Source organism: Arenibacter troitsensis (genome assembly GCF_900177645.1).
In the GTDB taxonomy this organism is placed as follows: domain Bacteria; phylum Bacteroidota; class Bacteroidia; order Flavobacteriales; family Flavobacteriaceae; genus Arenibacter; species Arenibacter troitsensis.
Genome location: NZ_FXAO01000014.1, coordinates 1 through 22,349, shown reverse-complemented (window position 1 = coordinate 22,349; position 22,349 = coordinate 1). Strand labels below are relative to the sequence as shown.

Annotated in this window: 12 protein-coding genes; 8 read left to right on the top strand and 4 right to left on the bottom strand. The window is 38.6% G+C overall.

Going from position 1 to position 22,349, the window contains the following annotated elements:
- The first annotated feature begins 55 nt into the window (after nt 1-55).
- From B9Y87_RS20765 to B9Y87_RS20745, 5 genes are all read left to right on the top strand, one after another.
- Nucleotides 56-490: a response regulator gene (locus B9Y87_RS20765; RefSeq protein WP_085500870.1), complete on the top strand. Its 435-nt coding sequence runs from the start codon at nt 56-58 to the stop codon at nt 488-490.
- 4 nt (nt 491-494) lie between these two features.
- The gene (locus B9Y87_RS20760) at nt 495-1,526 is read left to right on the top strand and encodes a response regulator (protein WP_085500869.1); all 1,032 of its coding nucleotides are present in this window, start codon (nt 495-497) and stop codon (nt 1,524-1,526) included.
- Nucleotides 1,516-1,914: a response regulator gene (locus B9Y87_RS20755; RefSeq protein ID WP_176225695.1), complete on the top strand. Its 399-nt coding sequence runs from the start codon at nt 1,516-1,518 to the stop codon at nt 1,912-1,914. Before B9Y87_RS20760 ends, B9Y87_RS20755 begins: the two co-directional genes overlap by 11 nt.
- A 458-nt stretch (nt 1,915-2,372) precedes the next feature.
- Complete coding sequence (locus B9Y87_RS20750) at nt 2,373-2,780, top strand: response regulator (RefSeq protein WP_085500867.1); 408 nt, start codon at nt 2,373-2,375, stop codon at nt 2,778-2,780.
- Between the two features lie 221 nt (nt 2,781-3,001).
- A complete protein-coding gene (locus B9Y87_RS20745) occupies nt 3,002-7,084 on the top strand; it encodes a PAS domain S-box protein (protein ID WP_085500866.1) in 4,083 nt (1,360 codons plus the stop codon).
- Nucleotides 7,085-7,245: 161 nt separating this feature from the next.
- On the opposite strand, the gene B9Y87_RS20740 is transcribed toward B9Y87_RS20745, so the two are convergent.
- Nucleotides 7,246-8,916 carry a response regulator gene (locus B9Y87_RS20740; protein WP_245808768.1) on the bottom strand — a complete coding sequence of 557 codons (1,671 nt, stop codon included), beginning with the start codon at nt 8,914-8,916 and terminating at the stop codon, nt 7,246-7,248.
- Nucleotides 8,917-9,279: 363 nt separating this feature from the next.
- Nucleotides 9,280-11,607, bottom strand: coding sequence for a 5-methyltetrahydropteroyltriglutamate--homocysteine S-methyltransferase (metE, locus tag B9Y87_RS20735; RefSeq protein ID WP_085500864.1), 2,328 nt, complete (start codon nt 11,605-11,607; stop codon nt 9,280-9,282).
- A gap of 157 nt (nt 11,608-11,764) precedes the next feature.
- On the opposite strand from metE, the gene B9Y87_RS20730 reads away from it, so the two are divergent.
- The 3 genes from B9Y87_RS20730 to B9Y87_RS20720 all read left to right on the top strand — a co-directional run bounded on the left by B9Y87_RS20730 (nt 11,765) and on the right by B9Y87_RS20720 (nt 17,634).
- Entirely contained in the window at nt 11,765-12,226 is a 462-nt protein-coding gene (locus B9Y87_RS20730; protein WP_072861073.1) for an Lrp/AsnC family transcriptional regulator, read from the top strand.
- Nucleotides 12,227-12,763: 537 nt separating this feature from the next.
- Nucleotides 12,764-16,309 carry a VCBS repeat-containing protein gene (locus B9Y87_RS20725; RefSeq protein WP_085500863.1) on the top strand — a complete coding sequence of 1,182 codons (3,546 nt, stop codon included), beginning with the start codon at nt 12,764-12,766 and terminating at the stop codon, nt 16,307-16,309.
- The gene (locus B9Y87_RS20720; RefSeq protein ID WP_085500862.1) at nt 16,306-17,634 is read left to right on the top strand and encodes a vanadium-dependent haloperoxidase; all 1,329 of its coding nucleotides are present in this window, start codon (nt 16,306-16,308) and stop codon (nt 17,632-17,634) included. Before B9Y87_RS20725 ends, B9Y87_RS20720 begins: the two co-directional genes overlap by 4 nt.
- A 75-nt stretch (nt 17,635-17,709) precedes the next feature.
- On the opposite strand, the gene B9Y87_RS20715 is transcribed toward B9Y87_RS20720, so the two are convergent.
- A complete protein-coding gene (locus B9Y87_RS20715; RefSeq protein WP_085500861.1) occupies nt 17,710-19,785 on the bottom strand; it encodes a CehA/McbA family metallohydrolase domain-containing protein in 2,076 nt (691 codons plus the stop codon).
- 189 nt (nt 19,786-19,974) lie between these two features.
- The coding region (locus B9Y87_RS20710; RefSeq protein ID WP_176225694.1) for a ThuA domain-containing protein at nt 19,975-22,349 on the bottom strand (2,375 nt) is incomplete at its 5' end.

The window sequence follows — 22,349 nt, the reverse complement described above, 5'->3', positions numbered from 1 at the left end:
ATATTAACAAGTTTATAAGCGTTTAATATTACATTGGAAGACTGACAGGACTACTATGAAAAGAATACATATTTTATTGGCCGAGGATAACTTAGGTGATATTATATTGATCAGGGAAGCCTTTGCGGAACGCAATCTTATTGACAGGATTTCTGTGGTGAAGGATGGAAAACAAGCCCTGGATTTTATATATAAAGATGGAAAATATGCCAATGCGGAGACTCCGGATTTAATTATTTTGGACATTAATCTACCAAAGATCAATGGGTTGGATGTGCTCAAAAAAATAAAAAGAACTAAGGATATAAAAAGAATCCCCGTTATTATGTTGACCTCCTCCTCCTCTCAAAAGGACATCAATGAATCCTATGATCATTGTGCAAATTGTTTTATCACCAAACCAAATGATGTGGATGATTTTTTAAAAGCGATCAATGGCATTGAAGATTTTTGGATTAATATTGGATCCCTTCCGGCTGTAGAATATTAGTTGCATGATTAAAGATAAAACACCATACCACATTTTGGTCATAGAGGATAATCCTGGTGACATCATCTTAATTCAGGATTTTTTGGAAGAATGGATTTTGAACCCGACAATTATCAGGGCCCATAATTATAACGAGGCGAGAATTTTGTTTGAACAGGAGGATTTTGTCTGTCACTGTATTTTATTGGACCTTACCCTTCCCGATAAAAGTGGGGAGGCCTTGATCATTGATATTCTCAGTAACAATATTAAAGTACCAATTATCGTATTAACGGGTTTTGACAGTTTTCCGTTTGCTCTAAAATCCCTGTCTTTGGGTATTTCGGATTATTTGTTAAAAGAAGACCTTTCAGCAATTTCTCTTTACAAGAGTATTGTTTATAATATTGAAAAGAAAAAAACACTAATTAGTTTACAGGAATCCGAAGATAGGTACAGTAAGTTGTTTCACATTAGTCCATTGCCCATGTGGCTCTTCGATATCGATTCATTGAGGTTTTTGGATGTTAATCAGGCTGCAATGGACAACTATGGGTATGATTTTGATGAATTTATGTCCATGACGCTTAAGGACCTGAGGCCCGAGACCGAGTTGGATAACTTGGAAGAATTAATTACCAAAATCAAGGAAAGTAAATCCCAAAATTTCAACGGTATTCTAACTCATAAAAAAAAGAGCAATGAATTGATCCAGGTTGAAATTTTTAGTAGCGTAATGGATGCTGAAAAAAGTGAAGTGAGGCTCGTATTGGCCCATGATATAACGGATAAATTGAAAAGGATTGATGCTATTGAGAAACAAAATAAGAAATTAAAGGAGATCGCCTGGTTGGAGTCGCACGTGGTAAGGGCACCATTGGCCAGAATCATTGGGCTTGTGAACATGCTGGATAATGAGCTTTTGGATGAGGACGAAAGATCCACCTTGTTGCAATATATAAAAGAGTCCACCCAAGAAATGGATGAAATAGTTAGGGAGGTAGTACAAAAGGCTGAAGCACTATCATTGAATAATGGATACACTTATGAAACTTGAAGCATTAATAGTAGATGACGACCCCATATTCGTCATGATAGCAAAACGCATAATAGTCTCTGCGGGATTTCATACTTCCCCCCTAACATTTGCCAATGGTGAATTGGCCCTGGAGCACTTACTCAAGAAAAGTGACCCTGAAACCCATTATGCCATTTTTTTGGATATCAACATGCCCATCATGAACGGTTGGGAGTTTCTGGACGCCATTCATCTTAATTCGATAGAAAGTAAAACACATGTTTTTATGATAACGTCTTCCTGTAGTAGTGTGGATAAGGCTAAATCAGCTCAGTACCCCAACGTGTTGAAATACTTCGAGAAGCCTATTACTAGACAGGATATTTTGGGATTGAAGGAAATGGATTTTTTGAAACAGGGAATTTAGTAGAAGTCCTGCTAAAATTTGACCTGTCTGATACAGGTTCTTAGTGACATTATAATATGTCATATTTGATTTGACCTATGCACAAAGGTGTCTACTTTTTTTTCTAATGCCCCCTAGTTCATTTTTCATCATATACAGGCTTGTTTGAAACGATTCCATTTTAAATTCTACCACGATACTATAGCAGCCTTTAATTAATTTGTAGCTGAAAACCTGAATTGGCCATTAATATGACCACCCCAAAATGAGCACATCCATATTGGGAATTGAGTCCATATATTTCTTAATTCTTGGGGTATATTTAATCGGAATGTCACATTTCATGACGGTTTTTGAATTATTTCAGATGAATAAATAGAAAAAAAGGTAAATTATTATCAAATAAATAGAATAAATAGTCATATTTGAAGTTAAAGAATCGTACCTAAATCTAAATATATCTTAACCTTTCCCCCGAAATGAATTCAAAAAATGTTTTATTAATTGAGAACAGTATGGTCGATGCCATACTGATTAAAGATGCCCTTCAACAAAATGGGAAGCTTTGTAATATAAATTTATTCGAAGATGGGCCCGAGGCTATCACCTATATCGAAAATATATTACTGAATAATAAAAATGAAATCCCAGATTTAATAATTGCTAACGAGGAGCTGATTAAATGCAATGGAGTTAACCTCCTTTCCAAAATTGGAGATCTAAATAATTTTTATATCCCTGTGATTATATTGACTTCTTCAGAGTCCTATTTGCAACCTCACTTTAATAGACATACTTGCTGCTACCTTAACAAACCCTTGGAGATAAAGGAGTTTTTACGAGTTATTAAAGAAGTCAAATATTATTGGTTAAGTCTGGTGAATTAATTTTTAGGTTATTTAAAAATGCAATTTGCATTTCGTAATCTGAAAGTACACTGATCAATGATGTTTCATTTAAATGGTTTCTTTAAATCAAAAAGCAATATGTAGTGTTTAAGAACAGAATAGAATCACTCCCAACGTTTTCAGTATTGGAAATTCCTCGAAGGAACTATAACGAGATTTGCCAATTGGCATCTTTTATACTGGACTCGACTGCGATCGAAATGGAAATTTTGAAGTTGCCGATTACCTCAGGAAAGGATGATAATGGCAAGTATGCAGGAACCTATTTGGAAAAACAAATTCTGGATCATCTGGAAAATTCGCCTGACGAATTATTGGAATTAAAAGGTACTGAAGATGAAAGGCAAACGGAACTTCCCGCTAACAACCATAGGGCCCCTAACGAGCATTTGATTATAGCTCCATTGGTGGATTCCTACAAAAAGGCAGTGGGAATTATTTGTTTCTTTTCCCATAAGACTATCACGCTCAATAAGCATCAATCAGCACTGATCAAGGCTTTGGCGAATCAGACGGTTCCGTTAATTAGTGCACCGGTTGAGAAGGTAAAACCTAAATCCCACCAAGCCTTTTTTGACAATATTAATATCAACCTTGGTAACTACTCGGAAGTCAATGGTACAGCCAGTTGGAAATTTGATGTTACCACCAATAATCTTTGGTTAAGCCCACTGTTCTTTGAAATGCTTGGCTTTAAATCAGATGAGCTAAAATTGTCCTCTATAGATAATTGGGTCGACTTGGTCTTTTTCTTGGATCAAGATAAATTGATGGCCATTTGGCAGGAGTGGAACAATAATAATTTTCTTCGCAATGAATTGGAATGTAGGGTTGTACATAAATCAGGAGATCTCGTTTTTATTAATATCGAGGTCAGCAATTCTAAAGTCAATGATGATAACGAACTTATTTTCTTTGAAGGGGATATACAGGATATAACGACCCAGAAAAAGGTCTGGCAACAAATTGAACTTATAAATCCGAAGTATACCTCGGTTATTCAAGCCGGTTATAATTGGATGGCCATAGTGGACCAAAAAGGAAATTATTCCTATGTAAACTCAACATTGAAATCCGCATTGGGTTATTCATCTGAAGAATTAATGGACCAAAACTTTTTTGGTTTTGTCCATGAGGCCGAAAAGGAGAAAGTAGCCTATAATTTTTCAAAGTTCTTGACCAATGAACCATTTGTATCCAAACCTTTCCGCTTTAAACATAAAAATGGTAAATGGAAATGGGTAGAAATTCTATTTATCAATTTGAAAGATGACCCCATGATCCAAGGCATTGTTATTAATGCCAGGGATATTACAGAAAGGGTCCTACATAATAAAATGATTAAAGCTTCGGAGGAAAAGCACCGTTTGCTCTTCAATTCCAGTCCCTATCCCAAATATATACTAGAGATTGATAGTTTACTGATTTTGGATGTAAATGAGGCCATGCTTAATTTTTATGGTTACTCAAGGGAAGAGTTCAAGACTATGACCGCTATGGACCTAAGACCTAAGAATGAGATCTCTAAATTGTTGCAAGGGATAAGGGAGTTTCAAATGCAGGATGATACCCTCAATTCTGGGATATATTTACATAAAAAGAAGAACGGTGATCTGGTGAAAATGGAGATTGTCGGGCAGCACGTTACCATTAATGGAGTAAAATGTATCCTGGTCAATTGCACCGATGTAAGCGAGAGGGAACAATATTTGGAAGAGCTAAAGCAATCGGAACAAAAATTAAAAAGGGCCTCGGCCATTGCCAAACTTGGCTATTGGAACCTTGATGATTCAACCTTAGCGTTCTCAGAGGAAGTGTATAATATTTGGGAAAGAAACAAGGATTCCAATGCACTGGATTATGATTCCTTTTTGGATACTGTTCATCCGGACGATCGTGAAGCCTTTGTTGATCAAAACAAAAAGGCAATATCCGAGAATATAAATTATGATTTCGTATACAGAATTGTATTGCCCAACAACTCTTTAAAATGGATACATCAACTTGGGCGGCCAATTATTAGTTTGCACAATGGACATAAAAAATACGAAGGCACCGTACAGGACATTACCCAACGAAAAAGGGAAGAACAACATTTAAAATTGTTGGAATCGGTAGTAACGAATACAAAGGACGCGGTATTGATTACGGAAGCAGAACCATTCGATAGTCCAGGACCTAGGATTCTGTACGTAAATAGCGCCTTTACCAATATGACAGGATATACTTTTGAAGATGTAATTGGTAAATCACCTAGGATTCTTCAGGGACCAAAATCCGATAAGACTGAATTGAAAAGATTGAGCAGGGCCATGAGACGATGGGAGCCATGTGAGATTACTATTGTAAATTATAAAAAAAATGGTAAGGAATACTGGGCCAACATGTCCTTAAATCCAGTTGCCGATGAAAATGGGTGGTTCACACATTGGATAGCCATTGAGCGGGATGTAAGTGATCAAAAAAATAGGGAACTTTTAAATAAATTAATAATAGATGTAAGTGTATTGTTCAGTTACGAAAAGGAACTGAAACCTTGTTTATTAAGTGTTTTAAGTTACTTGTCCGATTTTGGAGAATATGCCCTCGGTGAAATCTGGCTGCCCAATAGCGAGAACACGCAATTAAAATTCTTAGTTCATAATTTAAAAAGCAACCTGAAGAACTTGTCGCCCAATGGCGAACGAAATGAAGCTATTTTTCAATATTCAGAAAGGCTGGCAGATGCCGTATGGCAAAACATGGCTATGGAAATATGGGATGTCAGGGAATTAAATGGAGCTATGACAAGTTTACCTGGCGAAGATCCTCAAATACTGAGTCTCGTCGGCATACCACTCATTCACAAAGAAAATGTTTTTGGTGTTCTTATTATAGGTCTGGACTCTGAATCAAAGCCCTTAATTTTACAAGAAAGTCACCATCAGGAGTTCTCGAATCATCTGGCCGCGGAAATAAATCGTAAACTCCTTGAAAATGAACTCGACCGAATTTTTAGTTTTGCCCCCGATGTTTTGTGTAAGGCCAGTTATGACGGATATTTCAAAAAAATTAACCCTGCCACTTCAAAACTCTTAGGGTATACCGAGGAAGAATTGCTTTCTAAAAAAATTATTGAGTTTGTCCATCCTGAAGATCGTGAAAAAACAAGAAACCAACAATTGTTTTTGTATAAGGGTAATTCCTATAAATACTTTGAAAACCGCTATATAACCAAAAGCGGGGAAACTATATGGCTTAGTTGGACGGCAAGACCGATCCCTGAGGAGGATGCAATTTATGCAGTCGCAAAAGATATTACGGAGAACAAGGAACTTAAAAATATACTTAATGAAGTCACGGATCTAGCGGTTATTGGTGCATGGGAGCTCAATTTAAAGAGCGGTCATATCTATTGGTCCGAAATGACAAAAAAAATTCATGAAGTGGATGACAATTATTCTCCTACCATTAACAGCGTACTGGGATATTGCCGAGATAATGAAACCAAGGAAACCATTGTATCCTATATGCACAATGCAGTAAAAAAGGGAGAATCTTGGGATTTGGAAATTGAAATAATTACGGCTCAGGGAAATGAACGATGGGTCAGGATGATAGGAAAGCCTGATTTCATCGATGACGACTGTCTAAGGATTTTTGGAAGTTTCCAGGATATCAATGATCTTAAAACGTCACAGTTAAAAGTGGAATTGGCCAATAATGAAAAACATAGTATTCTGGAAAGTATCGGGGATGCCTTTATTTCTGTCGATAATAACTGGGACGTAACCTATTGGAATAAGGTGGCCGAGGAATTATTCAATGTTCAAAGAGCAAACATCATTGGCATCAATATCTGGAAAGCACTTGGGAATATTGTCGACCCCGTTTTCTTTTTAAAATATTACAAACCGATTAAGACAGATGGATCTGTATATTTTCAAGAATATTTTTCTGTATTGAATGAATGGCTGGAAATTAGTGTTTATCATTCGGAGAATACTTACTCGCTTTATATTAGAAATATTACCGAAATGAAGGAAAGCCAAATTGCTGTTGAACAGCAAAATGATAAATTGCGGGAAATAGCATGGACACAATCCCATGTCGTACGTGCCCCATTGGCCCGATTGATGGGGATAATAGACCTGTTCAATGAAAATATGGTGGATGAAACGGAGAAGAATGAATTACTTGATCATGTATACCAATCCGCCACGGAATTGGACGGCATAATTCAGGAAATTGTACAAAAATCCCAGTCCGTTATTTCTAATCAAAATCATAGACCCCCCCGATAAATTCTAACTTAGTAGGTCATTATCGGTTCTAATGGACTAAGCTCTGATATAGGCTATATTTTTAAACGAAGTTTATCGGTTGCCCAACCCATTTTCAAAATTATAATTAGATGAATACTCTAATCCATTTTAGGCTTCGATATTCCATTTATTATCAATGTCTAAGTGCTTATAGCTTCCTCTATTTTATTGAGCAGGTCTTCAGGATCAAAAGGTTTGAATATAAAACCGTTCATACCACTTTGCATAATTTTGTTTTTGACCTCTAGAAAGACAGATGCCGATAGGGCCATGATTGGGATTGAGGTATTGAATTTTCTAATTTCCCTGGAAGCCGTATAGCCATCCATTACTGGCATTTGTATGTCCATCAGAACGGCATCGTAGTCGTTCTCCTTAACCATATCGACTGCATTTTGCCCGTTATAAGCTACTTCAACATTCAAATTGGCTTTTTCCAGTATCTGTTTGGCAACCATCACGTTGATTAGATTGTCCTCCACCAACAATATTTTTTTGCCTTTTAAATCGTGAACCTTTTTATTGATAGTTTGTTCCAACTCTATACTCGAAGCCAATTTTAATTCCAAATTAAAATAAAAACGACTTCCTACTCCGGATTTACTTTCAACCTTTACCGTGGATCCCATAGCTTCAACGATATTTTTTACAATTGGTAAACCTAGACCGGTACCTCCATATAAACGGTTCGTACTGCTTGAGGCCTGGGTAAAAGCCTGCCAAATTTTTTCTTGTAGCTCAAATGGAATACCTATTCCAGTATCTTCGATTTCAGTTCCTATGATAACCTTACCATCGAATTCACCATGGTTTACAATTTTTAAAATTACACGTCCCTGGTCAGTAAACTTTATAGCGTTGGAAATGAGGTTGTTGATGACCTGATTGAAACGTACGATATCCAACCAAACATTCGGTAAATCTTCATCAATTTCCAAATCCATTTGGATGCCTTTGCGCAAACAACTTGGCTCGTGAATCTTTTTTATCTGCCTCACTGCAGCCATTATGTTGGTAGGAATGGGGTCTAGCTCAATTTTGGTAGATTCCATTTTACTGAAGTCCAGAACATTGTTGAGTAGGTTCAGCAATATTTTTCCGGAATAATTCAAGGCATCTATATTCTCCTTTTGATCCTCCCTTGGATTAGTATCGCCCAATATATGGGAGAGACCGGTAATAGCATTGAGTGGAGTCCTTATCTCATGGCTCATCATACTCAAAAACTTGGATTTGGCATTGGACTCCTCTATGGCCTCTTCCCTTTGATGGTGTATTTTCGAATAAAATCCATTGTTTATAAAGGAGAAATATATTAATTGAAATGTAACCAAGAAAATAGTTGTCAAAATGGAAAGTGGGTAAATATACAATCCTGCCATTTCCACATCCATATGGTCAGTGGTGAAAAGATCAAAATTCGTGAAGTACAGTAAAAACCAAAAAATCAAGGAAAGCCCTGAGAATAAAACTATATGGGGTTTTTCCCTCCTAAACGAAAACCATAGAAATGGCAATCCCATTGAAAATAACAAAATAAATTCTGCACTTCCGGCCTTACCAACAAAAGAAGAGGTCAGTGCTACACCTAAATTGAAAATGATTAGATAGATGCATCTGGCCAAGGTGAGATTTCCCATTTTTGAAATAATGGCAGAAAGGATAAAAAAGGGAGTGGCCGCAATGAGGTAAACACTCAATTCATGCATATCAAGGCTCCGAGCTATTAAGAACCAAACAAAGGAAATTATCGTGGTCAGTAATGAAAGTGTAAGGACAAGTTGTACTCTTCTCCTAGAGAATTCGGTCATGGTTCGGGGGATTTAAGGGTTGTAAATATAAGTAACCTTTGTTAGAAACAAAATAATCAGAATCACCACTTATCAATGGTTTGAAAATAAGTGGTTTCGGATTAGCCCCCAATTAATCGAAATGATCTAGAAAAGATACTTATGTTCTTAAAAGGGTGTAATATATTTTATTGCATTATTGCATTACAATGGTTCTTGCCAAAGTCAACCGCCATGAACCTAGAGAATATTTTTTAATTCGTAATTGGCTTTAGTATTGGAATTCTTTGAAAAATCAGGTTAGAATAGGCTATAAAAGTTAAATCCCCTAAATTTTTTTTAGGGGATTTACCAGTTTGATTACCGCTAAATATCTTTTGGATGCTACTCTACGAAAGGAGTAGCTATTGATTTGGCCCGCATTTTTTTTGCAACTTTTACTAAATTGATCAAGGCGGATTCAGTTTCAGGCCATTCCCTTGTCTTTAAACCGCAATCCGGATTAACCCATAGATTTTCAATGGGCAAAAGTTTCGTTGCTTTTTGCAATAAATATTCCATTTCCTCCTCGTTGGGAACCCTTGAAGAGTGGATATCGTAAACACCTGGCCCTATTTCATTCGGATATTTGAATTGGACAAATGCATCCAATAGTTCCATCTCCGATCTTGAGGTTTCTATGGTTATCACATCGGCATCCATATCCGAAATGTTTTGTATGATATCATTGAATTCTGAATAACACATATGGGTGTGTATCTGTGTCCTATCCTCTACTCCACATGACGCCAGTCTGAAGCAGTCAACGGCCCAATCCAAATAGAAGGTCCATTGCTCGCGCCTTAGGGGCAACCCTTCCCTTATGGCTGGTTCGTCAATTTGAATGATCTTTATTCCAGCTTTCTCCAAGTCCGCAACTTCGTCCCTTATGGCCAAAGCTATTTGTTTACAGGTCGTGGACCGAGGTTGGTCATCCCTTACAAAAGACCACTGTAAGATAGTAACAGGACCTGTAAGCATACCTTTTACTGGCTTTTTGGTCAATGATTGTGCAAATGTTGTCCATTTAACCGTCATAGGCTCATTCCTATGGATATCTCCATATATTATCGGAGGTTTTACACATCGACTGCCGTAACTTTGTACCCAACCATTACTTGAGAATACAAAACCCTTTAACTTTTCCCCGAAATACTCCACCATGTCGTTTCTTTCAAATTCGCCATGAACTAGGACGTCCAATCCAATATTTTCTTGAAATCGGATGGTGTTTTCAGTTTCTTTTCGAATGAATTCATCATATTCCTCTTGGGTGATAGTATTTCTTTTCAATTTTCCCCGGCAAGCTCTTACCGCTTTTGTTTGGGGAAACGATCCAATGGTGGTCGTGGGAAATAAAGGAAGATTCAGTTCCTGTTTTTGTTTCTCTTGACGAATACCAAAGCTGTTTTTTCGCTGCTTATCTATCTCTGTCAATGATTGTACCCTTTGTTTGGTCCGCGGATGATGAATTAGTGACGAGTTTTGTTTTTCTATAAACTGCCGCCTATTATTTATCAATGCTACAGCTGCTTTTTCTGAGGGAATGTCAGAAGCCAATTGGCTTAAGCTTGCCAACTCCCTAAGTTTCTGTTTGGAGAATGCCATCCACTGTTTAATTTTTGTCGGTAGATTTTCCTCATCCTCCTCTAGGTCCAAATCGTACGGGGTATGTAAAAAGGAACAGGAACCAGCTATCCAAATCTTTTCATGGGCAACATGTTCTTTGGCTTTGTCAATTAAGGTCAAAGCTTTATCAAAATTGTTTTTCCAAATGTTTCTGCCGTCGACAACCCCTAAGGAAAGTATCTGTTGTCCTGTGTACAGTTCCGACTCCAAGATATCATTCAATTGTAATGGACATCTTACTAGATCCAAGTGCAGTGCATATACCGGAAGTTGCAGAACTGTTTCTAAATTGTCGCCATAACAATCAAAATAATTGGTTAATATGACATTAAGTTGGGGGAACTTCTGGGCAATATTTAAGTATAATTTTTTTATTGCATTCCTTTCCCTGTCATCAAGATCAAGTGCTAAACAGGGTTCGTCCAATTGAATGTATTTTGCACCGGCAGAGATCAATTGTTCCAATAATTCAAAAAAGATAGGTGTCAAAGAATCCAAAAGGTCCATTCGGTGGAACCCGTCCTCCTTTTCCTTGCCAAGATAAAGATATGTGACAGGGGAAATTAAGACTGGCTTGGTCAATACTCCCAGGGATAGGGCTTCCTTGAATTCATCAACAGCTTTTGTGGAGTACAGTTCAAAGGATTGATCCTTTGAAAACTCAGGGACCAGATAATGATAATTGGTATCAAACCATTTGGTCATTTCTAATGCGGTTACATCGTAATTATCTTTTTGTAGCCCCCTTGCCATGGCAAAATAAAGGTCCAAATCCGATTTACTTCTTTTAATTTCTGAGTATCTAGTGGGAATATTACCGTAGGCCATGGTTGCATCCAATACCTGGTCGTATAAAGAAAAATCATTGGATGGAATCAAATCTATTCCCGCTTCTTTGTGCATTAACCAGTTTTCCTTACGAATTGCTTGACCGACTTGATGTAATTCTGTTGCAGTGATTTCCCCTTTCCAATATTTTTCCAAGGCTTTTTTTAACTCTCTCTTGGCGCCAATTCTAGGGTAACCTAATAGGTTTGTTTTCATATATAATGATTATTTATAATTCCATACAAAGCTTAAACTTTGGATTATAAATTCTAAATTTGAATCAAAATTTAGATGAAATCACTATTTTATATTAATGTTTTAGTGTTTTTATCTTTTGAAATGGATTATTAATCAATTAACAGAAAAATATTCTATGAACGATTTGGATAAGATTGATTATCAGATATTGAAATTATTACAGACCAATTCCAATTTAACGACCAAAGAATTGTCGAATAAGGTAAATTTATCCACCACTCCCGTATTTGAGAGGGTAAAGCGCTTGGAGAAAAATGGCTATATAAAAAAATTTGTCGCTGTCCTTGATGCGGAAAAACTGGATAAGGGCCTAATTGTGTTTTGTAATATTACCCTAAAACAGCACACCCGTGAAATTGGTCATAAGTTCGTGAAGGATATCTTAGCAATTAATGAAGTTACAGAATGTTACAATGTATCCGGAGATTATGATTTTTTATTAAAAGTTATGGTAAAGGATATGAAGCATTATCAAGACTTTGTTCTAAATCACCTAGGTGAAATAGAAAATATAGGAAGTGCCCACAGTACTTTTGTTATGGGCGAAATAAAAAATACCTATTCAGTGCCGATTTAAAGATATATCTTTGAAATGTCCAATTTCCACTGGTATCCTTCAATAGCTCCTCTTTTGATTGGAAATGCTACTTGCACTATCTTAAAGTTATTGTTCACCTGGTAATTTTATTCAAATCCATAGAGGAAATTTTAAATCCCTTGAATTAGGGATGACCTTATGTCTCAAGGCTATTTTCAACGTTCATGCATTCGAGGTCTAATTTATTGGTCATAGTGCGTCTTTCCAAGTTTCCCCTAGTTTGGTAATTGAAGATATTTAATGAGGTTATCAGTGTTGGGTTGATCGGGTAACTTCCTATCCATACACTATTTTACCACTAGTCCTCTGTCAACCTAGTTCAATATGTTGCGAAGGAGTTGGTGGGCCATAGTATTTGACACGTATTGTTGAACAATAGAACAATATGAACTTCTCCTGTTTTATAAACATCCATAATTTTACCTCCCAACATTTTATTAATAGGAACACATGTTACCAACTTTATATGTTGGGTAACATGTTAACCCTTATGGCTAATTTTAAAGAATTTGGAGTATGAAAATATCTAAAAAGATATTGCTTTTTAATGTATTGATCCTTTTTGTTCTTTCCATTTCCGGAACTTCGGCACAGCACAACCCTACACTTTTTGAATTGTTGCCAGCATCAAAAACGGGAATAACGTTTAACAATCAACTGTTCGAAAATGATACACTTAATATTCTCAATCAGGCTAATATATACAATGGCGGAGGTGTAGGAATTGGTGATTTTAACCAAGACGGCCTTATGGATATTTACTTTGCAGGAAACATGGTATCGAGTAAATTGTACATGAATAAAGGCAATTTGCAGTTTCAGGATATCACACAAATTGCCAATGTTAATGGGCACGACAGATGGATTACAGGAGTATCAGTAGTGGACATAAATACGGACGGATTGCCAGATATTTATTTGTCCGCATCCTTTAGGTCGGATCCTATTCGCAGAACCAATTTACTGTATATTAATCAAGGGGTTAATAAACAAGGTGTTCCCATATTTAAAGAATCCGCGGTGGCCTACGGACTTGCTGACAATGGATATAGTACACAAGCCTATTTTTTTGATTATGACAGGGATGGTGATCTTGATATGTACCAAGTGACCAATGAAATATATGATCCTAGAACACCCATTTATTACCGGGCGAAATTGACGGACGGCAGTGCCAAGAACACGGATAGGTTATATCGAAATAATGGTAACCAAACTTTCTCCGATGTTTCCAAAGAAGCGGGAATAGGTTTGGAAGGTTGGGGGCATGCAGCGGCTATTACGGATATCAATGGCGATGGTTGGCCCGATATATATGTGGCCAATGACTTCATTTCCAACGACCTGTGCTACATTAATAATAAAAATGGCACTTTCACAAATCGCCTGGACGACTATTTTAAACACACAGCTTGGAACGCCATGGGCACCGATATCGTCGATGTCAATAACGACGGTCATGTAGACCTGATTTCGTTGGAAATGCTTCCGGAAAACAATCTTCGTAAAAAACGAATGCTCAGTGGCAATGAATATTACAACTATATCAACAATAGCCAATACAATTACAACCACCAATATGTTAGAAATGTTTTGCAAATAAATAGCGGCCCTGACCAGAATGGTAAATCTGTTTTTAAGGATATGGGCTTTATGGCCGGGATATATCAAACGGATTGGAGTTGGTGCCCTTTGGTTGCCGATTTCGACAATGATGGGCTCCGTGATATCATTATTACTAATGGCCTACCTAGGGATGTTACGGATTTAGACTATATAGCCTATGACAATGGACAAAGTGGTAGTTCACAAAGCGCTACTTTGGCCATGACAGATTCCCTGCCAGTCGTAAAACTAGCCAACTATGCATATAAAAACACCAATGGAATAATCTTCGAAAACGTTTCCAAGGCTTGGGGAATAGACCATTTGTCCTTTTCCAATGGTGCAGCATATGCCGACCTTGATAATGATGGAGATTTGGACGTTTTGATAAATAACATTAATAGACCAGCATTTGTTTATGAAAACACTACCAATAAAACAGGCAGTCATCTGACTATTAATTTGGAAGGACCTAAATTTAATACTAATGGTGTAGGTGCGTCCATAAAAATATTCTATTCTGGGAATCGTCAACTGCATTATGAACATTACCCCATTCGAGGTTATTTATCTACGCACGACCAAAGAGCTCATCTTGGCTTGGGAGCAGCAAAAAAAATTGATTCGTTAAGGATCTATTGGCCAGATGGTAAACAACAATTAAAAAAAGATATTTCTTTGGGCGCGCCCCTTACGCTTAAGTATAATGATTCCCATAAACTAAACGCCATCCCTACTAACAATTCGGCCAATTCATTATTCAGGAACTCGGCCAGCACTTACAATATAAATTTCAAACCAAAGGAAACCGATTTTGTAGATTATAATATCCAAAGTACCCTACCCCATAAATTAAGTCAGTTTGGCCCCGGAATAGCCGTAGGTGACATCGATAATAACGGCTACGAAGATTTTTATATCGGAGGCTCCTCAGACAATCCCGGTGTGTTCTTTATGCAGGATGCCAATGCCAAGTTCACAATGGATTCTTCAAGGTTTTTGCAGGAAGAGGATATTTTGTACGAAGATATGGGGGTACTGTTTTTAGATGTTGACAATGATAATGATCTTGATCTATATATGGTAAGTGGGAGTTACGAAATCCCTGCCAATCATGCCATTAGTAATGATCGTCTTTTTATAAACAATGGCGAAGGAATGTTTGAAAGAGATTTTAATAGCCTCCCCCCAGATTTCACAAACGGTTCCTGTGTAAAGGCCGCAGATTTCGATGGTGATGGTGATTTAGACCTTTTCGTGGGAGGTCGGGTCGTATCTGCAGCATATCCTTCGGCACCAAAAAGTTATTTATTAAGAAATGAGAACGGAAAATTTATTGATGTCACCAATGACTATTCTCCAGGATTAAAGAATATAGGTATGGTAACAGATGCCTTGTGGACCGATTTTGACAATGATGGAAAAACCGATCTAGTATTGGCAGGAGAATGGATGCCCATAACATTTTTGAAAAACACTGGATCATCTTTGGTAAAAGTGGATGTAGGCATAGAAAAACAGTCCGGCTGGTGGAATAGTTTAGTGGCAGGAGATTTTGATAATGACGGTGACATGGATTATGTTGCCGGTAATTTGGGTCTTAATACCAATTATACGGCTACCCCAACAGAACCGATGACCATAATCGCCAAAGACATCGACAATAATGGTTCCCTAGATGCCATGGTATTCTGTTATATGACCGGGAATGATGGCAACCGTCAATCATTTCCCATTGCTTCAAGGGACGATCTGGTTGGCCAGGTAATTACAATGCGAAAGAAGTTCCCTACCTATCAATCTTATGGCTTGGCCAGTATGGACGATATATGGAATGAAACTGACAAGGAGAGTGCCATAATCCTGGAGAGCACCGAAATGCGCACTTCCTATATTGAAAACAAGGGTAACGGAAAGTTTGAATTGCACCCACTGCCACTTCAGGCACAGGAAGCACCTGTATATGGCATGTTGGCCAATGACCTAGATGGAGATGGAAATTTGGATCTTCTATTGGTAGGCAACGATTATGGGATGGATCCTTATAGCGGAAGGCACGATGCCTTTAACGGCCTTTGCCTAAGAGGCGACGGTGAAGGTAATTTTAACGCTTTGCCATCCGCCAATACAGGTTTTCATGTCCCTGGAGACGCAAAAGGGTTGGCACAATTATATACCGCAAAAAATGAACCGGTACTAATTGCTACCCAAAACCAAGATGATCTTTTGGTGTTTAGCAGCAATAATCCAACCAAAAAAAACATCGATCGCTGGGTGGATCTTAATGTGGATGATTTTTCTGCTGAAATCATATATAATGATGGACGTAAAAAAAGATTGGAATTCTACTACGGTTCTACTTATATGTCACAATCCACACGTAAACTACCAATTGAAAAAGATATGGCCAAGATCACAATTACTAATTATAAAGGAAATAAAAGAAACGTTTTATGAAGAGGCTATTTTGGTTTGGAATATTAATTATAAGTAGCCTAAATTCAATTTGGGCACAAAATTGGAAATCAAAAACGGAGCACGCCGATTTTGTACATAGAGCCATCAAACAGGTTACAGATGTTATGGTCTACGATATTTATTCACCTCCTGTAACCAGTCGCACCTATGCCTATGTTTCCGTAGCGGCATATGAAACATTAATTCAAGACCAGAAAGATTATGTCAGTTTGGCTGGACAGTTGAATGGGCTCGGAACTGTTCCGACTCCTGACAGGAAAAAGGAATATAGCTTCACCTTGGCAGCAGTACATGCCATACTAACTTCGGGAAAATCCTTTGTAATATCAGAGGAAAGGATAGATGATTTTGAAGATGTTATTCTCCAAGAATTTAAGGACATTGGGATACCTGATGATGTATATAATAACTCCTTAGCCTACGGACAACAGGTAGCTGAACATATTCTCAAGTGGGCTTCCGAGGACAAATATAAAGAGACAAGAACCTTGCCGCAATACAGCGTTAAAAATGATTCTGCTTCTTGGAAACCGACCCCACCGGCCTATATTAAAGCCATTGAACCTAACTGGAACAAACTCCGAACTTTTTTAATAGATTCCGCAGCCCAGTTTAAGCCGATAGCACCACCACCATTTTCCGTAGATAGCAGTAGTGTTTTTTATAAGGATGTCATTGCAGTGTATAATCAAGTTCGCAAAAACACGGAAGAGGAGATTGAGATAGCAAAATTTTGGGATTGTAATCCTTTTAAAATGAATGTAAGGGGGCATGTAATGTACGCTACAAAGAAAATTTCCCCTAACGGACATTGGATGAACATCACTTCATTGGTATGCAAAAAAGTCAATGCCTCAGCTGTAAGATCCGCCGAGGCCTATGCTTGTCTGGCAGTAAGTTTGGCCGATGCCTTTATTAGCTGTTGGGATGAAAAATATAGGAGCGCGGTAATACGACCAGAAACCTATATCAATATTTACATTGATCCAAATTGGTTACCTGTACTGCAAACCCCGCCATTTCCCGAATATACTAGCGGACACAGTGTTGTATCCTCCAGTGCGGCAATAATGCTGACCAAGTTGTTCGGGGATAATTTTGCTTTTGCAGATTCTACTGAAGAAGAATTCGGATTGCCTACTCGTAATTTTAGTTCGTTTAAAAAAGCTGCAGAAGAAGCGGCGATCAGTAGGTTTTATGGGGGGATTCATTATATGCCCGCCATAGCCAATGGACAGGATGAAGGGTATGCGATTGGAGAATTCTTTGTCAACAATCTTAAGACAAGAAATAACGAAGGGTAGTTTTCCAAGGTTTAAATATTGCACCTTTTGGATTGAACACTGAATCAAAATCCAAAATTAGAACTAATTGGGATCTTATTTGGAAAAATATATAGTCTGTGTAAAAGCTCCATTAGCGGCTATGTCCCAGACCTCTACCCTAGCCCATGTTCTATTTACGAGGTTTAGGGAAAGTTGAAATTCCTCTGAACCAAAGGCCCCTGTTTTGCTTAAATCCAACCTTTCCCGAAATACCGTTTGGCCATCACCAGATACTACTTCCAGAAAATTTAACGGGAACGTCCAATCTATATTCAGGTGAATTTTTGCTTCACCACCAGCATTCAATTTTATAGTTTCTCCTGACCCTTTGCCGTTAATACTAAAATTAGGAATTAAAACTTCGCCTGTGGTTGAAAAATACTTCCCAGTGGTCATTGCATTAAGAACTGGGGCCCAACCATCCTTAAATTTGGGTAGGGTATCCAATTGTAAATAATTGATGTTCATATGGGCATACATCTCATTTTCCATAGTCACTGTAAAAAGATCGGCCTCGGCAATAATTTTCTTTTTGTCCCCCCAATTGTTCATATCGTCCAAAAGATCCAGCACCCTTGTTCCTAATTTTGGAGAGGATAGATCAGCCGGCATGGGTTTCCACGCACCTCCTAAAAAATGTTGGGATTTAAAGAAATCCTCATTTTTGTAAGCATCAGGATATCCTGTAGATCCTTTAATTCGTGGGTGGGCAGTCCATACCAATCCATTCTCCGATTCCAATAATTGCTGCATCTCCATTTTGTTTTTAATTCTATAGACTTTTCCGTACACCTTGTCGTCGGAAACAAAAGGTTTATTGCTTTTGTTGGACATTATCCAGTTGACAGGTTTTGGAAATATGGACATCCAATGTCCACCGAGAAACTCGTTGGGCTCTTCACCTGGCAATAAGAGGAAATCCTCATCGGACAATCTCTCGCATTGTTCAAAGAGGGCACTCAATTCCTTTAAACGTATTTCATCAGGTCCTTTTGGATGGGCGGTGTAGTGGAACTCTCCCAAATGAACGATATCGACTCCCATTTTTTTAAATACATCTACAAATTCCGGGGCTGTTGGTATGACCTCATTTTTCATTACAACGTTCATAATAAATTCATTATGAAAATGGCTTGCCATAGTCCTATGCCCTTTTAAAGGAACATATTGGTCCGAGTGGGTATACTTTTTCACATCTTCCAACAAACTATCGGCCTGGCCACCTCCAATAAGACAAAAGAAATTTAGGCGTTGTTTACTTCCAGGTGGAGCATTGAACCAAGGCACATATCGGTGATCGCCTTCAGGCTCATGTCTAATACCCAAACCGTATCTGGAAACCATACCCCTGTAATTTGGTCCATGCCATACCGACTTTAAATTAAATGCTTCATCAAGCGGATAAAAATATTGGTGAGGAGGTGGAAAAACGGCAATTGAACCCTCATTTTCTTGGGCAATAATGGTACGGTATTTTACGGCTGAATTTGTACTGGTATCTATATTGCTTACCGTTTGTACAAATTCGTCCGTTATATCGGAATAGGAAATTGTTTTCCAAGGTTGATCCGATACAAGACCTGCATCAAAAAGAATGGCTGTCGAATCTTTTTGAGTTGTAATAACGGCGGCAATATTAAGAAGTGGAATTCCATTATAGATCGTTATTTCTAAGAAGCCATCAAAATTTGGAGCGCTTATATCCCCAATGCTAATTATGGTCCTATTTCCGTTTTTGGTTATGTTCGCCTCCCGTTTGTTGATATTTAATACATGGGAAGTGTATGGTCGGTTTGGTGCCTTATCAAAAAAGATGGTCCAACCTTTATCCGCTTGCAAAGTACGACTGCCACTGTTTAAAATGAAAACTGGATCTACATTTGAAGATATGGCCTTGAAATGATTGTTCCTACCCATGGCAATTGAGCGAAATAGGGGCTCTTCTTTGTCCAAGTTGATAGCCAATTGACAATTATTGCCATTTTCCAATGGCCAAGTGACTATAAGATCATTTTTATTCAAAGCAATGTTGGTACTGTTTTCGCTGGGATTGCTTGGCAATACTACAGGTACTTGGGCATTTATAAGAAGACCGAAGAACAATAACCCAATAATAAGGTAAAATCTCATTTGTAGCGATGTTTTAGTTTAAGTATTAAGTCCGTTCAAATGCAGTAGCTTAAATATACATTGGATCCTAAGTTAAAAAGTATTAACCCATGTTATGCCATTTACAATTGACTCCCTGAATTTTGTGATGAATTAATCTATTTAAAAAAAAGGTCCCGATTCATCGTCGGGACCACTGCATTTTATTTTTTAATCTACCCACTCCAAACTATTCCTTATTATAGTTTTGTATGCTTCGTGGTCATGCGCCCTTTCGTCATGCCCCAGAGTATTCCCTACAATTTTCGCCTTGGGATGTTTAACGACCCAGACCGTTGGGTATTCTTCCCCGGATTTTAAGCCCTTACTTACCGCTAGAACTTCTATCTCCGCTTCAGGGTCCTTTTCCCAACGGTACAATTCGTCCACGATCCTGAATTTGGAGGGAACGCCTTTCATTATGGGGTGATCCGGTTGAACCACCCTTACTTCAAATTCCTGTAGGTCTTCATGGGACCTGGAGCCCCCGCCAACCAAGGTCTTATTGTATTCCGGCCAGTCCTCCCAATTGTACCAGGTACTGGGGTGGAAAATAAGCATATTCATATCCCCTGCATCTACCCGGGACATAATGGTATTTCTGGTGTTTTTGTCCAAAGGTTTGTTGTTGCTCAAAACCAGTACATCTGTCGTTGGGAGCAAGGTTCCCAATTCCATCGAATTTTCCGTGTACATAAACGTGTTCTTGCCGCCTTCACTGAGGATCTTTCCATCTGCAATGCCAAAAAACTTTAGGAAGTCATGGGAACCGCCCCCGCCCATTGCAGCTATTTTTAGGGCTTCCTTATTCTCGGAAATATAGGATCCCGGGGCTGTTACTATGATAACCCCTTGCATCATTCGCCAATGCCCGGGAAAAGTACAGACATAGGGATATATGCCGGGAGTATCCGGAAGTTTGAACACTACGGACCCTGTAACCCCCGGTGTCAACATATCCGTTGCTCCAAGTACATATCTCGATTTGGGCACATAGCCCATTTTTTCCGCTTCAGGATTCTTCAGGAACCCATCTACCATGGCCCCAAAAGTATCCAAACTGCCAGGTTGGATGACCACTAAGTTATGGGACATTTGATCTTTATTGTTCAAGACTATCTCTACGGTCTGACCCGCTGTGGCATGAAGTGTCTTTTTATCATAGGCCATTTCCTGATTTACGGTATTGAGGACAAAGGTTACATCGGCATTTATCTTGCCTACCTTGCCAATGCCCATGTCTATGTGTTGATTTCCACCGGTATTTACACAGTGGACCGCAATTAGGTTCTTTCCTTGTTTAAACAGATCACCTTTGTCGCTATCGAGCTTTATGTACTTATAGGATTCGCTGGAACCCGCTTCCGATATCAAAAGTTGACCATTTACAAAAACTTCATAATCATCGTCATGGGCTATTTTGATTACAGGTTCCGATATTCCATCAGTAATGATCACTTCCTGTCGCATCCAAATATCGGAGCTGCTCCAAGGGGTGTTCACCTGTTTCATGTTATTGCCTCCAAACTTGGCTGCTCCTTTTTTCCAATCGGAATCATCGAATTCCGATTTCGTCCAGTTATCGGCAGGCTTGTCGGTAGTATATTTCCATATAGATTTTTTTTCTTCGGCCGAGGGTACTATCATGACTACAGTAGAAGGGTCTACCTCTTGGAAATTCAATTCCCTGAAATAGATTTTTAATGCGGCATTGAGCCATTTGTCCGAGGTGACGTTATCGTCTTTGGATAATTTTTCTATTTCGGTGTACAGTGCGTTGGATTCTGGAAGCTCTCCAGCACGCAATACCGCGGCAAGCTTGATCTGTGGGTCCGGACTACTTAACAGGCCGGATTGCGCCAGGATTTCACTACTTTCTTTGGTAGCAGGCAACAAAGCCAGTGCGGCCCGTTTTACGCCATAGGAACTACTGGTCAATGCTTTCTGTACCACCTCGTTGGCTTCTGCATTGGAACCATTGAGTACGCCCAGGCCTTTTAAGGTCCATAGGGCGTGCAATGCGCCTGCATTTAGACCGCTTTTGTCAACATTATTGTTGCTGGCCAATTTGATCAAATCCGGGATTAAGGCCACTTTTTTGTTCTCTACTATTAAACGTTGGGCCGTAGTTCTCCAGAACATATTATCGCTTTCAAGCGCATCCAGAAGTGCCTCATCATCCTCGGGGTCCAAGGAGGTGATCTCCGAATCATCGGAATTTTCATGGGTAATTACGTAAATCCTGCCATGGCCATAATCGCGCAGTTTATTTAAATGGGCGTTGCCTTCTCCCTTGTCCGCGTTCCAGATCTGGTTGTCCATTCCCCGTTTGTCAGGGTTGTGCTGGATTACGGGATTGTACCAATCCGCCACCCATAAATTTCCATCGGGTCCCGTTTCGGCAAAGACCGGTGCGGTCCATGCATCGGTACTGGCAAAAATATTGCCACCATCGACCTCCTTGTACCCTGCCCCATCCTTGACAATTTTGGCAATATGCACCAGATGTCCGGTAGGCTCACAAACATACATTTGATTTCTATATT

Bases quoted from the DNA above. Each gene is read 5' to 3' on its own strand.
- B9Y87_RS20740 (WP_245808768.1), bottom strand. From the start codon at position 8,916: ATGACCGAATTCTCTAGGAGAAGAGTACAACTTGTCCTTACACTTTCA.
- B9Y87_RS20745 (WP_085500866.1), top strand. From the start codon at position 3,002: ATGGAAATTTTGAAGTTGCCGATTACCTCAGGAAAGGATGATAATGGC.
- B9Y87_RS20715 (WP_085500861.1), bottom strand. From the start codon at position 19,785: ATGAGATTTTACCTTATTATTGGGTTATTGTTCTTCGGTCTTCTTATA.
- B9Y87_RS20725 (WP_085500863.1), top strand. From the start codon at position 12,764: ATGAAAATATCTAAAAAGATATTGCTTTTTAATGTATTGATCCTTTTT.
- B9Y87_RS20730 (WP_072861073.1), top strand. From the start codon at position 11,765: ATGAACGATTTGGATAAGATTGATTATCAGATATTGAAATTATTACAG.
- B9Y87_RS20750 (WP_085500867.1), top strand. From the start codon at position 2,373: ATGAATTCAAAAAATGTTTTATTAATTGAGAACAGTATGGTCGATGCC.
- metE (WP_085500864.1), bottom strand. From the start codon at position 11,607: ATGAAAACAAACCTATTAGGTTACCCTAGAATTGGCGCCAAGAGAGAG.
- B9Y87_RS20720 (WP_085500862.1), top strand. From the start codon at position 16,306: ATGAAGAGGCTATTTTGGTTTGGAATATTAATTATAAGTAGCCTAAAT.
- B9Y87_RS20765 (WP_085500870.1), top strand. From the start codon at position 56: ATGAAAAGAATACATATTTTATTGGCCGAGGATAACTTAGGTGATATT.
- B9Y87_RS20760 (WP_085500869.1), top strand. From the start codon at position 495: ATGATTAAAGATAAAACACCATACCACATTTTGGTCATAGAGGATAAT.
- B9Y87_RS20755 (WP_176225695.1), top strand. From the start codon at position 1,516: ATGAAACTTGAAGCATTAATAGTAGATGACGACCCCATATTCGTCATG.